At 73.3% G+C, this 14,594-nt stretch carries 12 protein-coding genes; 4 read left to right on the top strand and 8 right to left on the bottom strand.

Features of this window, described 5'->3' with window-relative positions; translation table 11 throughout:
* Window positions 1-68 precede the first annotated feature (68 nt).
* The 4 genes from ACFWPS_RS08935 (at window position 69) to ACFWPS_RS08920 (ending at window position 4,185) form a co-directional block, all read left to right on the top strand.
* Entirely contained in the window at window positions 69-956 is an 888-nt protein-coding gene (locus ACFWPS_RS08935) for an SDR family NAD(P)-dependent oxidoreductase (protein ID WP_383702584.1), read from the top strand.
* Window positions 957-1,069: 113 nt separating this feature from the next.
* Window positions 1,070-2,473, top strand: coding sequence for a glutamine synthetase (locus ACFWPS_RS08930; protein WP_383702582.1), 1,404 nt, complete (start codon window positions 1,070-1,072; stop codon window positions 2,471-2,473).
* Window positions 2,473-3,615: an amidohydrolase family protein gene (locus ACFWPS_RS08925; RefSeq protein WP_383702580.1), complete on the top strand. Its 1,143-nt coding sequence runs from the start codon at window positions 2,473-2,475 to the stop codon at window positions 3,613-3,615. The genes ACFWPS_RS08930 and ACFWPS_RS08925 overlap by 1 nt, the downstream gene beginning before the upstream one ends.
* A 42-nt stretch (window positions 3,616-3,657) precedes the next feature.
* Window positions 3,658-4,185, top strand: coding sequence for an NUDIX hydrolase family protein (locus ACFWPS_RS08920; RefSeq protein WP_167450201.1), 528 nt, complete (start codon window positions 3,658-3,660; stop codon window positions 4,183-4,185).
* Window positions 4,186-4,228: 43 nt separating this feature from the next.
* Here ACFWPS_RS08920 and ACFWPS_RS08915 read toward each other — a convergent pair whose 3' ends face one another.
* The 8 genes from ACFWPS_RS08915 to ACFWPS_RS08880 form a co-directional block, all read right to left on the bottom strand.
* Window positions 4,229-4,741: a PadR family transcriptional regulator gene (locus ACFWPS_RS08915; RefSeq protein WP_383702578.1), complete on the bottom strand. Its 513-nt coding sequence runs from the start codon at window positions 4,739-4,741 to the stop codon at window positions 4,229-4,231.
* A 78-nt stretch (window positions 4,742-4,819) separates the two neighbouring features.
* The gene (locus ACFWPS_RS08910) at window positions 4,820-6,970 is read right to left on the bottom strand and encodes a SpoIIE family protein phosphatase (protein WP_383702576.1); all 2,151 of its coding nucleotides are present in this window, start codon (window positions 6,968-6,970) and stop codon (window positions 4,820-4,822) included.
* 61 nt (window positions 6,971-7,031) lie between these two features.
* A complete protein-coding gene (locus ACFWPS_RS08905) occupies window positions 7,032-7,940 on the bottom strand; it encodes a TIGR01777 family oxidoreductase (RefSeq protein ID WP_383702574.1) in 909 nt (302 codons plus the stop codon).
* Window positions 7,941-8,277: 337 nt separating this feature from the next.
* A complete protein-coding gene (locus ACFWPS_RS08900) occupies window positions 8,278-8,955 on the bottom strand; it encodes a TetR/AcrR family transcriptional regulator (RefSeq protein WP_383702572.1) in 678 nt (225 codons plus the stop codon).
* Window positions 8,922-10,955, bottom strand: a complete 2,034-nt coding sequence (locus ACFWPS_RS08895; RefSeq protein WP_383702570.1) for a CocE/NonD family hydrolase — start codon at window positions 10,953-10,955, stop codon at window positions 8,922-8,924. The genes ACFWPS_RS08900 and ACFWPS_RS08895 overlap by 34 nt, the downstream gene beginning before the upstream one ends.
* Window positions 10,952-12,742, bottom strand: coding sequence for a dipeptide ABC transporter ATP-binding protein (locus ACFWPS_RS08890; protein WP_383702568.1), 1,791 nt, complete (start codon window positions 12,740-12,742; stop codon window positions 10,952-10,954). The genes ACFWPS_RS08895 and ACFWPS_RS08890 overlap by 4 nt, the downstream gene beginning before the upstream one ends.
* Window positions 12,742-13,641 (bottom strand): ABC transporter permease, encoded by a 900-nt coding sequence (locus tag ACFWPS_RS08885; protein WP_383702566.1) that lies wholly within the window; start codon window positions 13,639-13,641, stop codon window positions 12,742-12,744. The genes ACFWPS_RS08890 and ACFWPS_RS08885 overlap by 1 nt, the downstream gene beginning before the upstream one ends.
* Window positions 13,641-14,594, bottom strand: coding sequence for an ABC transporter permease (locus ACFWPS_RS08880; protein ID WP_383702564.1), 954 nt, complete (start codon window positions 14,592-14,594; stop codon window positions 13,641-13,643). The genes ACFWPS_RS08885 and ACFWPS_RS08880 overlap by 1 nt, the downstream gene beginning before the upstream one ends.

Genomic DNA, 14,594 nt, shown 5'->3' with positions numbered 1-14,594 from the left:
GTTTGCGCATACTAGCCGTGCATATCTTTCGTTGGACTCATGGGCCGGTCGTTCCTAGCGTGGGATGCATGAACACTTCCCGCATCGCCCTGGTCACCGGCGCGAACCAAGGCCTCGGCCGTGCCCTCGCCGAAGGACTCGCCGCCCGGCTGGGCCCGGACGACCTGGTCCTGCTCACCGGACGCGATCCCGGGCGCGTGACGGACGCCGCCGTCGAGGCCGCCCGGCGGCCCGGGACCCGCGCCCGCGTCGAGGGCCGGGTCCTGGACGTCACCGACACCGACGCGATCGCCCGGCTCGCCGAAGAACTCAGGGCCCGGTACGGCGGGGTGGACATCGTCATCTCCAACGCGGTCGCCCGCGTACTGCCCGGGGACTCGCAGTCCGAACGGGCCGACGAGTTCATCGACGTCTCGAACACCGCCACCCAGGCCGTCCTGCGCTCCTTCGGCGCGGTCCTGCGCCCGCGCGGCCGGCTGCTGGTGGTGGCCAGTTCGCTCGGCACCCTCGGCCACCTCGACCCGCGGCTGCACCACCTGTTCGACGACGCGAGCCTCGAACAGGTCGAGTACGCCGTCGAGTCCTGGCGCAGCGCCATCCACAACGGCACCGCCACGGAGGCGGGCTGGCCGGTCTGGCTGAACGTGCCCTCGAAGGTGGCCCAGGTCGCCGCCGTCCGCGCGGTCGCCGCCGAGCGCCGGAAGCAGGACCTGGCCGCCGGCACCCTGGTCGCCTCCGTCTGCCCCGGCATGGTCGACACCGCCACGTCCCGCCCCTGGTTCAGCGACTACAGCGGGGCCCGGTCCCCCGCCGAGGCCGCCCGCGCGGTGCTCGACCTGGTCTTCGCCGAACAGGTGGACCCCGGCCTCTACGGCGAGCTGATCCGCTTCGGCAAGCCGCTGCCCTGGCACGAGGGCACGCCTCCGGTGGAGCAGGACCGTCTCGTCACACCGTGAGCGGCGGCGGGCCGACAGGGCCGACTCCCCGGCGCCGGTAGCGCAGTTCGGCGCGGTCGCCGTGAAACCCTGACCGGGACGCGTGCATCCGAGCCCGTCGAGGAGGACGTCGTATGCCACCCCTGGTCGATCCGGTACCCGGTGGGAGCCCCGGCGATCTCGCCCGGGCCCATGCCCTCGCCCACGAGCTGTCCGCGCAGGGTGTGCGCGGGATCGTGCTCGCCTATGTGGACACCGCCGGGATCTGCAGGGTGAAAACCGTCCCCTGGCAGGGGCTGCAGCCGGCGGTGGCCTGGGGTGTCGGCATGTCCCCGGTGTTCGACACCTTCCTGGCGAACGACGCGATCGTGCGCACCGACGTCCTCGGCTCGCCCGACGGCGACCTGCGCCTCTACCCGGACCTGGACCGGCTGGTGGTGCTGGCCGGGCAGCCCGGCTGGGCCTGGGCCCCCGTCGACCGGCTCACCCAGGAGGGCGACCGGCACCCCGGGTGCAGCCGCGCCTTCCTGCGCAGGGTCGTCGCCGACGCCGAGGAGCGGCACGGCGTCACCTTCAGGGCGGGCATCGAGATCGAGTGGACGCTCGGCCGGGCCGCGGCACCGGCCGACGAGTTCGTGCCGGCCACGGCGGGCCCGGCGTACGGCGCCGCCCGGCAGATCGAGCTGAGCGACTACGCCGCCGACCTGCTCGGGGCTCTGGAGAAGCAGGAGGTGCCGGTCGCCCAGTTCCACCCGGAGTACGCGCCCGGCCAGTTCGAGCTGTCCACCGGCGCCCTGGACCCGCTGGCGGCGGCCGACCAGAGCGTGCTGGTACGGCACACCATCCGCGCCGTCTCGCAGAAGCACGGCCTGCGCGCCTCCTTCGCCCCGGCCGTCGCCGAGCGGGGCGTCGGCAACGGCGGCCACCTCCATCTCTCCCTCTGGCGCCACGGCGTCAACCTGCACGCCGGGGGCGACGCCCGGTACGGCATGACGGCCGCGGCGGAGTCCTTCATCGCCGGGCTGCTGACACACCTGCCGGCGCTGACGGCGGTGACCGCGCCGAGCCCGGCCAGCTATCTGCGGCTCAAACCCTCCCAGTGGGCGGGCGTGTTCACGGCCTGGGGCCGGGAGACCCGCGAGACCGGGGTCCGGGTCATCACCGGCACGGCCGGTCACCAGAGCCAGGACGCCAACCTGGAGATCAAGCCGGTCGACCTGGCCGCCAACCCGTATCTGGCCCTCGGCTGCGCCATCGCCGCCGGACTCCACGGGCTCGCCTCGGCCGCTCCGCTGCCCGAGGAGGTGACCGACGACCCGGCCCGCCTGATCCCGGACGAGGCGGTGGCCCGGGGGGTGCGCAGGCTGCCGACCTCGCTCCCCCAGGCCGTCGAGGAGTTCCGCGAGGACGAGGTGCTGCGCACCGCGCTCGGCCCGGTCCTCGCCGACGCGGTGATCGCCGTGCGCGAAGGCGAGACGGGGGCCGTCGCCGGCCTCGACGACGCCGGGGTGGCGGCGGCCTACCGCTGGAAGTACTGATGCCGGGACCGATCCGGGAAGCCCTGGACGCGCTCCCCCTCGTCGACCACCACTGCCACGGCGCGGTCACCGCCGACCTCACCGGGCCGGAGTTCGAGTCGCTGCTGACCGAGGGCGAGGCCTGGCCGGGCGTCTCGCCGTTCGACAGCCCGGCCGGCATCGCCGTACGACGGCACTGCGCACCCCTGCTCGGCCTGGACCGGCACGCGCCCGCCGCCGACTACCTGGCGCGCCGGGCCGAACTGGGCTGGCAGGAGGTCAACCGCCGGTTCCTGGCGGCCGCGCACACGGAGACGTTCTGCGTGGACACCGGCTACGCTCCGCACCCGGTCACCTCCCCCGCCGAACTCGCGGCGGCGGCCGGCGCACACGCGTACGAGGTCGTACGTCTGGAGAGCGTTGCCGAGGCGGTCGCCGCGCAGGGCATCGACGCGGCCGGGTACGCGGCCGCCTTCCGGGCGGCGGCCGAGGAGGCGGTACGGCGGCCGGGGGTGGTCGCGGTCAAGTCGGTGGCCGCCTACCGCACCGGCTTCGCCCTGGACCCGGAGCGGCCGACGTACGCCGAGGTGACCCGCGCGGCCGCGCTGTGGTTCGCCCGGGGCGGCAAGCTCACGGACCCGGTGCTGATGCGTCATCTGCTGTGGACCGCCGTCGGACTCGGGCTGCCGCTCCAGCTCCACGCCGGTTTCGGGGACTCGGACCTGCGGCTGCACCACGCGGACCCGGCGCTGCTGACCGACTGGCTGCGGCTGACCGTGGGCACCGTCCCGGTGCTCCTGCTGCACTGCTGGCCCTACCAGCGCCAAGCCGCCTATCTGGCCACGGTGTTCGAACATGTGTACCTCGATGTCGGGCTCACGCTGCACCACGTGGGCCCGGCCCGGGCCGGGGCGGTCCTGGCGGAGGCGATGGAGATCACCCCGTTCCGCAAACTGCTGTACAGCTCGGACGCCTATGGTGTGGCCGAGTTCCACCACCTCGGCGCGCTGTCCTTCCGGCAGGGACTGGCCGGAATGCTCCAGGACCGGGTGGACGCCGACGAACTGAGCCCGACCGACGCGGTGCGGATCGCCGCCTGGACAGGACGCGACAACGCCCGTCGCCTCTACGGACTTCCCGCATCCGACCCCGGCCGCGACTGACCGCGCGCCCCGCCCGGAAAGTATGATCAAGCAATGTCTGACATGACCGAAACCACGCCCGGTTGGCTGTCCTCCGACGAGCTGGAGATGGCTCGCGCCCGTATGCCGATCCTGTACGTGGAGGCCGTGCCGGTACGCGTCGACGACAGCGGCGAAGTCACCAGCATCGGACTGCTGCTCCGCATCGGCCCGGACGGGACCGTCAGCCGGACCCTCGTCTCCGGCCGGGTCCTGCACCACGAGCGGGTCCGCGACGCCCTCCTGCGCCATCTGGAGAAGGACCTCGGCCCGGTCGCCCTGCCCCGGGTGCCGACCTCGCTGCAGCCGTTCACGGTGGCCGAGTACTTCCCGACGCTGGGCGTCACCCCCTACCACGACCCGCGTCAGCACGCGGTGTCGCTGGCCTACATCGTGCCGGTCACCGGTGACTGCCGGCCCCGGCAGGACGCCCTGGACCTGGTGTGGTTCAGCCCGCAGGAGGCGGTGTCCGAGGCATTGCAGAGCGAGATGCCCGGCGGCCACGGGGTGCTGCTGAAGCAGGCCCTGGCCCATGTGGGGTTCGTGAGCTAGGGAGCCGCCCCCGGGCACCGGGCCGGTGTGCCGCCGACGGCGTTCAGCCGAGCTGTTCGGCGGCCCAGCGGGCCCAGTCCCGCTCCATCTCGGCCCAGCGCAGGCCGTATTCCAGGGCGATCCGACCGTTGGCGGTCAACGGCCCCTCGTCCTGCTCCAGTTCGGTTCTCAGCTCCGCGAGCCGCTCGTGGTAGGCCGTGGCCAGCTCCGCCCGCTCGGCGAGGACCGCGCGGGCCTGCTCGTCCGAGCCCAGGTTGAAGAAGAACACCTTGAGCAGCAGTTCGCTGCGGCGCGGCTGCTGCTGCGTCGGAGCGACCAGCCACTCCCGCAGTTCCTTGAGCCCCTCCTCCGTGACCCGGTACTCCTTGCGCCGGCGCGGGCCCTCGGCGGACACGTCGACCAGTCCGGCCTCCGCGAGCCGGTTCAGTTCCCCGTAGACCTGGCTCTGGGTGGCCGGCCAGACGTGGGCCAGCGACGTGTCGAACAGCTTCAGCAGGTCGTAGCCGCTGGCGGGCCGGTCGGCGAGGAGTCCGAGGAGTGCGTGGCGAAGGCTCATGATTCCATCGTAAGTCCAACATTGACAGATTCAACAAGACATCTTTGCTTCGACCTGTCGATGTTGGAATATCCGCCCTCACGGCACGGAGCCCGCCCGGTCCTGGGAGCCGTTCGGGATGTCCTGCTCGGTCCAGATGCACTTGGCGTCGCTGAGGTAGCGGGCGCCCCAGCGCCGGGACAGGGCGGCGACCAGCTGCAGGCCGCGGCCGCCCTCGTCGGTGTAGGTGGCGTGGCGGATGCGCGGGGTGCTGAGACTGCCGTCGTAGACCTCGCAGGTCAGGCTGCGGCTGCGCAGCAACCGTAGCCGCATGGGGCCCCTGGCGTGCCTGATCACGTTGCCGACCAACTCGCTCACCAGGAGTTCGGTGGTCATCGACAGGTCGTCCAGGCCCCACCGGGAGAGCTGGTCGCGGACGAGTTCTCGGGCCCGGCCGGCCGCCCGGGGGTCGTCGGGCAGGCCGAAGGAGGCGATGTCGCCGGCGGGCAGGGCCCGGGTGTGGGCGATGAGCAGGGCCGCGTCGTCGGTGGTCCGCTCCCGGTCCGGCAGCAGCTCCGCGACGACCGTGTCGCACAGCTCCGACACGCCCCGGACGTCCTCCTCCTGGTCGGCGCCGCTGAAGCGGGCCGGTCGGACCCCCGCCGCGCCGAGGACACGCACGAGCTCGGCCAGGCCCTGCTCGACGTCCTGGGTATCGGATTCGATGAGCCCGTCGGTGCACAGGACGACCAGGCTCCCGTCCGGGAGCGGGAGTTCGTGTACGGCGAACGGCGGGGTGGCGGCGCCGAGCGGCGGATCGGGGCTGACGACGGGGCTCTGGACGGTGCCGTCGGGATGCACGAACACCGGCGGCGGATGCCCGGCGAGGGAGTAGCTGCAGGTGCGGCCGACCGGGTCGTAGACGGCATAGAGGCAGGTGGCGTAGAAGTCCTCGCCCAGGTCGCTGACCAGGTCGTTGAGGTGGCCCAGCAGTTCGTCCGGGGTCATGTCGAGGTCGGCGAGGGTGCGTACGGCGGTGCGCAGCCGGCCCATGGTGGCGGCCTCGGCGATGCCGTGGCCCATCACGTCGCCGATCACCAGGGCGACCCGGTCGGCGGAGAGCGGGATCACGTCGAACCAGTCGCCGCCCACCTGTTCACCGCGGCCCGCCGGCAGATAGCGCGCCGCCGCGACGGCGGCGGGCAGCCGCGGCAGTGTCCGGGGCAGCAGGGCGCTCTGCAGTTCCTGGGCGCGGGCGTGCTCGAGGTCGTACAGCCGGGCCCGCTCCAGCGCCTGACCGACCAGGGCGCTGAGGGTGGTCAGGTGGGTGCGGTCCTCCTCACTGAAGCGGCGTGGCTGGTTGTAGGACAGGACCGCCACCCCGACGGCCCGCCCGGAGGCGATCAGCGGCAGGAACGCCCATGCCGTCTTCGGCGAGGTCCCCATCAGGATCTTGTCCGTGACGGCCGGGTAGCGCTCGTACATCTGGGCCGGTGACTCCATGAACTGCGGCCTGCGGGTGCGCAGCACGTCGGTGACGGGCATGCCGGCGTTGAGCGGGCCCTCGAACCGCTTCAGGTAGTCCGCCGGGTAACCGACCTCGCCGACCCTGGTCAGCCTGCCGTCCTCGAACACGGAGACGACCAGCCCGTCGGCGCTGAACGGCGACAGGACGTGCTGCGCCACGGCCCGTACGACGTCCTGGACCGTCACGGCCTCGGCGAGCATCGCGGTGAGCTCCGCCGTCCGGACCGTGCGCCCGTGACCGGGCCCGGGTTCCGGGTGCGCCGGCCTCCCGGCGGCGCCCTCCAGGCGCTCGGCGGTCCAGGCCGCCACCGCGTGCAGGAAGGACAACTGAACGTCATCGGGTTCGCCGGTTCCGGGCAGCAGTACCGAGAGTGCACCGATGGGCCCGTCGGCCCCGATCAGGGGCACCGCCACCGTGCCGGCCGCGCCGGTCCCGAGGCCGTCCCCAGCCACCTGCACGAGGATGCCGCGCCGCAGCGCCCGGGACGGCGGTACGTCCTGTTCCTCGCGCAGTTCCGCCCAGGGCCGCGCCGCCTCGCCGTCGACACCGTCCACCGCCACCAGGGTCAGCCGGCCCGCGCCGGGGTCCCACCGGTGCAGCAGGGCGCCCCGTCCCCCGACACCCGCCGTCGCCTGCCGGAGGGCCAGCGCCAGTGCCCGCGCCCGCGCCCCCGCGGCCGGGGACGACTCGGGTTCGGCCCCCTCCGGACGGTTCGGGCACATAACCACAGGTTAACGCGGCAGGTCGGAGCGACCACCGGGGCCGGCGGACCGGTCGGGTCGGTCACCCCTGGGACAGCGCGGCGCGCAGCGCCTCGTCGATGCCGGGCTGCCGGAACGTGAAACCCGCCTTCAGCAGACCGGCCGGTACGGCTCGGCAGCTGCCCGTGATGCCCTCGGAGAACTCGCCGAGGACGATCCTCAGTGCGAAGGCGGGTACGGCGGCGAGGGCGGGCCGGTGCAGGATCCGGCCCGTCGCGCGCGTGATCTCGCGGTTGGTCAGCGGTTCGGGGGCCGTGAAGTTGACCGGCCCGACGATGTCGTCGTGGTCGATCGCGTGGCGCAGGGCGGCGATGTGGTCGGGCAGCGAGATGAACGGCCAGAACTGGTCACCCGAGCCGAGGCGGCCGCCCAGGCCGAACCGGAAGAGCGGGAACAGCCTGCCCCAGGCGCCGCCGTCCGCGGAGACCACGAGACCGGTACGCGGGTGCACGACCCGGATGCCGGCCCGCTCGGCCGGTGCCGCGGCGGACTCCCAGCCGACGCAGACGGAGGCCAGGAAGTCGCTTCCGGCCGGGTCGGACTCCGTGACGACACGGTCGCCGGTGTCCCCGTAGTAGCCGGTGGCGGAGGCCGAGATCAGTACCCGGGGCGGCTCGGCGGCCTCGGCACAGGCCTCGGCGACGGTCCGCGTCCCCTGGAGGCGGCTGAGCCTGATCTCCTGCTTGTACGCCGTGGTCCAGCGCCGGTCGCCGACCCCCGCTCCGGCCAGGTGCACCACGGCGTCGACACCGTCCAGGACGGCCGGGTCCAGCCGGGTGCCGGGCTCCCAGAGCGCGGATTCGCTCCCGTCCGCCGCCCGGGCCGCGGTCCGCCCGCGGGTCAGACGCAGCACGCGGTGACCGTCGGCGAGGAGGGAACAGGTGAGGGCGGAGCCGATGAGTCCGGTGGACCCGGTGATCGCGACGCGCATGACGTTCTCCGATGAGCGACTGTTTGAGAGTTCAAACTCCCGGCCGTCAGACTACGCCGCCCTGATGTCCGCAGGACATAAGCAGCCGGATCGCCGACGTCAACCGGTGCGGCACCACACCCACTTGGTCCGTCGCCCACGACGGAACGCACGCCTGCCGCACGCCGATGCCAGAAATCAGTCAAGCCGGAGAACAACCAAGGGCGTGCACCAGGAGCCGAAGACTCCGACACACACCCTGACCTGCTCAAAGGAGTCTGCGTGCTCCGGTCCTCCGCCGGGCGGCCTCGTCGCCTCACCCACCACCTGCCGCGGGCGACGGATCATCGATGCTTCGTCATTCCAGGGGCCGTCGACGGAGTTCCGTCTCGACGAAGTGGTTCAGGTGCCGGCGAGCGTCCAGGGTGGTGAGCGGCGGGGCCTGGCGCAGCCGCTGCAGGGCCAGGCCGTCGGCGAGTGCGGCGAAGCGGACCGTGAAGCCGTCCAGGTCGTCGCAGCTGAACTCACCGTCGGCGACACCTCGTTCGGCCAGCGTGCGGATCTGCTGGTGCCAGCTCTCGTAGCGCCGGTCCTGACCGCGGGCGAACGCCTGGTCGGGGTGGTGCTCGCCCGCGTTCCAGTACTCGAACCACATCCGCCAGTGCCGGTCGGTGTCCTCGGTGAACAGCGCGTCCACGAGCAGCCGCAGCCCCTCGGCTCCGCTGGTCGCCCGGTTCGCGGCCTCGTTGAGGGCCGCGTAGTACCGCTCGATCTGCAACACCATCGCCTCGGAGAGGATCTCCTGCACGCTGCCGAAGTGGTAGGTGACCGTGCCGACGGACACCCCGGCAGCGGCCGCGACGTCCCGCACACCGACCGAGGCGTAGCCCCGCTCGGCGATCAGCGGCACCGCGGCCTCGACGATGAGGCGGCGGCGCACCTCGGTGGGCTGCCGGGTGCGGTCGGCGGCGGCGACGGCGCGGCGCGGGCTCCGCTCGGCCTTCATCCCGATGTCCTCGGGGTGGTGCGGTGCCATGCGCGCTTGGCCACTGTCTCTCCGTTCGCCCGTGCTTCGAGGTGACTGTCCATCACGAACTCCACGGCCGTGGCCCGCAGTTCGGTCCGCGCGACGATCTCCGCGTCCCATTGCCGGCCTTCCTCCTGCTCCCCTGCTTCGCCGCGGGTCAGCCGGATCGTCCACGCGGAGACGGCCGAGGCGGACAGCGGGTCGTCGCTGCGGACACGGTACGTCTCCCGGGCGTTCTCCTCGTAGCGCAGCCCGTCCGGGTAGGTGCGGGATCCGCCGTAGCGGGGGTCGACCTCCAGGGTCCACTCCCCCGCCGCGACGTCGTGGGTGACGAGCCGCTCGGGACGCGCCTCGGCCGGGACGTCGTACGTCACCGGGAGCGGTGGCGCCTGTTCGGGTTCCTCGAAGCGGACCGGCGGCTCCTCCCCGGCCGCCCGCACGGGCAGCACGAGGGTGCTGTCGGCGGGCAGCAGGGTCAGTTCCCCGCGTTCGCCGTGCGGCCACACCCACGGCCAGTAGGCGTCGGAGACGGCGAGGCGGACGCGGTGGCCGGGCGGGAAGGCGTACCCGATGGCGCTCAGCTCGAACTCGACGTCCTCGTACGTTCCCGGGCTCCACTCGACGGCCCTGTCCCGTCCGTGCCGGGCGAGCAGGTTCAGCACGCCCCGGGTCACGAGGGTGGACGAGCCGTCCGGGGCCACGTCGCACAGGCGGGCGATCACATGGGCGCGCGGGGTGGCGCTGTCCAGACGGAGCCGGACCCGGGGGCGGCCGAGGATCTCGACGCGCTCGGTCAGTGCTGCCGAGTCGAGGCACACCGATCGGCCGTCCTCCTCCCGCTGGTCGGGCGGTAGGTCGCTCGCGTTGCCGAAGGGGAAGAAGCGGCCGGCGTCGATGCCGGTGTGAAGCGGGGAGCGGACCAGGACGGGGGGTGTGCCGTCCGTGCCCAGCGGGCGCTCCTGCCAGCTGACCCGCGGCGAGGGCCAGGCCTGGTCGCCGACCCAGCGGCCCGGCATGACGTCGTACGACGTGGCGGGCGGCACCGGGTCGTTGATCCAGGCGCGCAGCAGCGGCTCCCGCATCACCCCGGTGTCGGCGCCCTTGAGGTGCTGGTCCCACCAGCGCAGGGTCTCCTGGAGGAAGCCGATGGCGGGACCGGGAGGCAGTCCGCGGTCCGGGTACTGGTGCGACCACGGGCCGATCAGCCCTCGCACGCGGTCCTGCGGCAGGTGTTCGACCAGCCGCAGCACCGCGTCGCGGTACGGGTCGTGCCAGCCGCCGACCGCGAGCACCGCCGCGTCGATCGCGCCGTAGTCCTCGCACACGCTGCCGTGCCGCCAGTAGTCGTCCCGCTGCTGGTGGGCCAGCCAGGTGTGCAGGAACGGTTCGAGGACGCCGAGGCGTTCGCGCCACATCGGCAGCCAGCGGTCCGCGCCGACGCTCGCCGGGTCCGGCGGGCGGGCGGCGAAGGCGAGCATGGTGCCGGCCCAGGCGAGCATGTCGATGCCGAGGACGGCGCCGCCGGTGTAGTGCACGTCGTTGTCGTAGCGGTCGTCGGTGGAGCAGACCGTCACGATCGCCTTGAGGGGTTCGGGGGCGAGGGCGGCGATCTGGAGGGAGTTGAAGCCGCCCCAGGAGATCCCGAACATGCCGACCTTGCCCGTGCACCAGGGCTGCGCGGCCAGCCAGTTGACGACGTCCACGCCGTCCGCGAGTTCGGTCGCGTCGTACTCGTCGCCGGGGACGCCCTCGCTGTCGCCGTGGCCGCGGATGTCGACGCGGACGGAGGCGTAGCCGTGGCCCGCGTACCAGGGGTGGCGCTGGGCGTCGCGGGGTGCGGTCCAGTCGCTCTTGCGGTACGGGAGGTATTCGAGCAGCGCCGGCACCGGGTCGTGCCCGGCGTCGGCCGGGCGCCAGACGCGTGCGTGCAGCCGGGTCCGGCCGCCCTGGACGGGAATCCAGACGTCCTCGCGCACGACCTGGCGTTCGAACCGCTCGCGGTACTTCACGAGACTCCTTCGCTGACGGGGGTGAGGGGGGTGTCGGGGATGTCGGCGGGGCGCCAGCGGCGTACGCGGTGACCGCCGCCGTGGTCGGTCCAGACGTCCTCCGGCCGCGCCGCGTCGGTCCAGGGGGCCACCTCCTCCACCAACGGGCGGGCGTCGGGGTCGGGTTCGAGGGCTGCCGCCATCAGCTCACGGGTGTAGGGGTGTCCGGGGTCGGCGAAGACGGCCTCGGTCGGGCCCTCCTCCACCACCACGCCGTGGCGCAGCACGAGCACGCGGTCGGCGATGCCCCGTACGACGGCCAGGTCGTGGCTGATGAACAGGCAGGCCAACTGCCGTTCCCTGCGCAGGTCGTCGAGGAGTCGGAGCACCTCGGCCTGTACCGAGACGTCCAGGGCGGTGGTGATCTCGTCGGCGATCAGCACGTCCGGCTCGCCGGCCAGCGCTCGTGCGATGCCGATGCGCTGGCGCTGGCCGCCGGAGAGCTGGGCGGGCAGCCGGTCGGCGAGAGCCGGGTCGAGCCGTACGTCCCGCACCAGGTCGAGGGCGCGGGCGTGGGCAGACCGGCGGTCGGGGGCGGTGCCGAAGAAGCGCAGGGGGCGGCGGATCGCGTCGCCGACGGTGCGGCGCGGGTTGAGCGAGGTGTCGGCGTTCTGGAACACCAGTTGCACCAGGCGCCGCAGCGCCGCGGGACGGCGGCGGGCGGGCCGGGCCAGATCGCCGGAGCCGTGGGTCATCGTGCCGCCCGAGGGGGCGCGCAGCCCGGCGAGGGACCAGGCGAGGGTGGACTTCCCGCTGCCCGACTCCCCCACCAGGGCGACGATCTCGCCGCGGCGGACGTCGAAGGTGACGCCGTGCACGGCGCGGGCCGACCCGTAGTCGACGGTGACGTCCTGCGCGGAGACGGCTACGGGGGCGTCCGCGGCCACCACGGCCCTGGCCCGCACCTCCCGCTCGCCGCTGTCCCCCACGAGCGCGAGCCCGTCGTCCGTCAGCCGCGGCACGCTCGCCAGCAGCCGCTTGGTGTACGGCTGTTCGGCCCCGGCGAAGAGCGCCCGGGTGGGCGCCGACTCCACGACCCGGCCCGAGCGCAGCACGCTCACCTCGTCGGCCATCCGGGCGACGACCCCGAGGTCGTGGCTCACCAGCACGGCGGCGAGGCCGAGTTCGTCGCGCAGGGCGGCGACGAGGTCGAGGATGCCGCGCTGGGTGACGACGTCGAGGCCGGTCGTGGGCTCGTCGAGGACGAGGACCCGGGGGCGGGCGGCGAGGGCCATGGCGATGGCGACGCGCTGCTGCTGACCGCCGGAGAGTTCGTGCGGGTAGCGGCGCGCGAGGTCGGCGGGGCGCGGCAGCCGGACCTGTTCCAGCAGGTCGAGCACCGGGACGTCGCCGCCGGCCTCGGCGATCTGCCGTCCGACGCGCATGGACGGGGTGAGCGCATGGCCGGCGTTCTGCGCGACCATGGCCACGGTCCCGCCGCGCAGCCGCCGCAACTCCCGTGCCGGCAGGGCGAAGACGTCGTGACCCGCCACCCGCACGACCCCGCCGTCCAGGCGCGAGCCGTGCCGCAGATGACCGAGCAGGGTCGCCGCGACGGTCGACTTGCCGCTGCCGGACTCGCCGACGAGGGCGAGCGTGCGTCCCTCGGCGAGTTCGAAGGACACGTCGTGCACGACCGGCAGGTCACGTCCGCCCGAACGGTAGGAGACGGAGAGGGAGTCGACGGAGACGACCGGGGTCGTCGAGGGTTCACCCCGGGTCGGGGGAATCGGCTGGGTCGAGGTCATCAGGAGCCCTCCCTGATCCGGTCCACGCCCCAGGCCTTGGACAGACCGTCGGCCGCGAGGTTGAGCCCGACCACGAGCGTGGCCAGGGCGATGATCGGCGCGAGGCTCGCCATCGGGACGACGGTGATGGCGGTGCGGTTCTCGGCGACCATGAGCCCCCAGTCGGGGGTCGGCGGGTCGGCGCCGAAGCCGAGGAAGGACAGCGAGGAGATCAGCAGTACGACCCAGGAGGCCCGCATCGCGAACTCCACGCCGACCACGTCGGCGATGTTGGGCAGGACCTCCCGCCGCAGGATCGGCCAGGTGCCCTCGCCGCGGGCGCGGGCCGCGGTGACGTAGTCGGCGGGCACGACGGCGAGCGCCGCGCCGCGCACCACCCGTACGACCTGGGGTACGAACACGACGGCGACGGCGCAGACGATGACCGCGGAACCGGTGCCCAGCGCGGTCACGACGACGAGCAGCGCCAGGATGGACGGCACCGCGAGCACCGCGTCGAGCACCCGGCCCAGGACGTCGTCGAACCAGCCTCCGCGCAGGGCCGCCGCGCAGCCGATGACCGTGCCGAGGGCGACCGCCAGGACGGTGGCGACGACGGACACGCCGAGCGCGTACCGGCCGCCGTACAGCACCCGGGCCAGGACGTCCCTGCCGTACTGGTCGGTGCCCGCCCAGTGCTCCCAGCTCGGTCCGAGGAGTACGTGCGAGGGGTCGTTGGCGATCGGGTCGTACGAGGTGAGCAGCGGGGCGAGCAGGGCGAGCAGCACGTGGACGCCGACGACGGCGAGGCCGACGAGCGCGGTGCGCGAGGAGCGCAGGGTGTGCCAGGCCCGGGCGGTGCGGGCCCGGACATCGGCGGCCGCGGGTGCGGCGGGCGGTGCGGTGTCGAGGGTGGTCATCAAGTCCTCCCGCGCGTACGGAGCTTGGGGTTGAGGGCCATGGCGCCGAGGTCGGCGGCGAGGTTGCAGACGACGTAGACGACGGCGCTGATCAGTGCGACGGCCTGGACCACGGGCAGGTCGCGGTTCTGCACGGAGGTGAGCATCAGCTTGCCTATGCCCGGGTAGTTGAAGACGTTCTCGACGACGGCGACGCCGCCGACGAGCCAGGCCACGTTCAGTGCGATCACGTGCAGGGTGGGCAGCAGTGCGCTGGGCAGTGCGTGGCGGGTGACGACGCGCCAGGTGGACAGGCCCTTGAGCCGCGCCGTGGTGACGTACTCGCTCGCCATCACGTCGATGACGGAGGTGCGGGCCATGCGGACGATGTAGGCGGCCATGACGATGGCGAGTGCGAGTGCGGGCAGCCAGACGGCGGGCAGCAGCCGGCCGACGCTCGCGTCGGGGCCGTAGAGGACGACGGCGGGGAACCACGGCAGTGCGACCGAGAAGCACAGCACCAGCACGGTGGCGACCACGAACTCGGGGACGCTCATGCCGACGAGGCTGAGAGTGGAGATCAGGTGGTCGGCCCAGCGGTCGCGGTACAGGCCGGCGAGGATGCCCAGCACCAGCGACCCGGTCACCGCGAACACGATGGTGACGACGGCGATGAGCGCGGAGTTGGCGAGGTACTGCGCCACCTCGCCGCCCACGGGCTTCCCGGAGACCAGCGAGGTGCCGAAGTCCCCGTGCAGGGCGCCCTTGATCCAGTCGAAGTAGCGTTCCCACGCGGGCTGGTCGAGTCCCAGCTGCTTGCGCAGCGCGGCCACGGCGTCGGGCGTGGCGTCCTTGCCGAGGATCTGGGTGGCCACGTCGCCGGGCAGGGCCTGGAGGGCCAGGAAGACGAGCACGGACGACAGGAACAGGGTGCCGATGGCCGCCGCGACGCGGCGGGCGACGAACGCGAGCAT

It is taken from the genome of Streptomyces sp. NPDC058457, assembly GCF_042720695.1.
In the GTDB taxonomy this organism is placed as follows: Bacteria; Actinomycetota; Actinomycetes; order Streptomycetales; family Streptomycetaceae; genus Streptomyces.
Note: the sequence above shows the minus strand (reverse complement) of the source record. Positions and strands in the feature narration are given on the sequence as shown.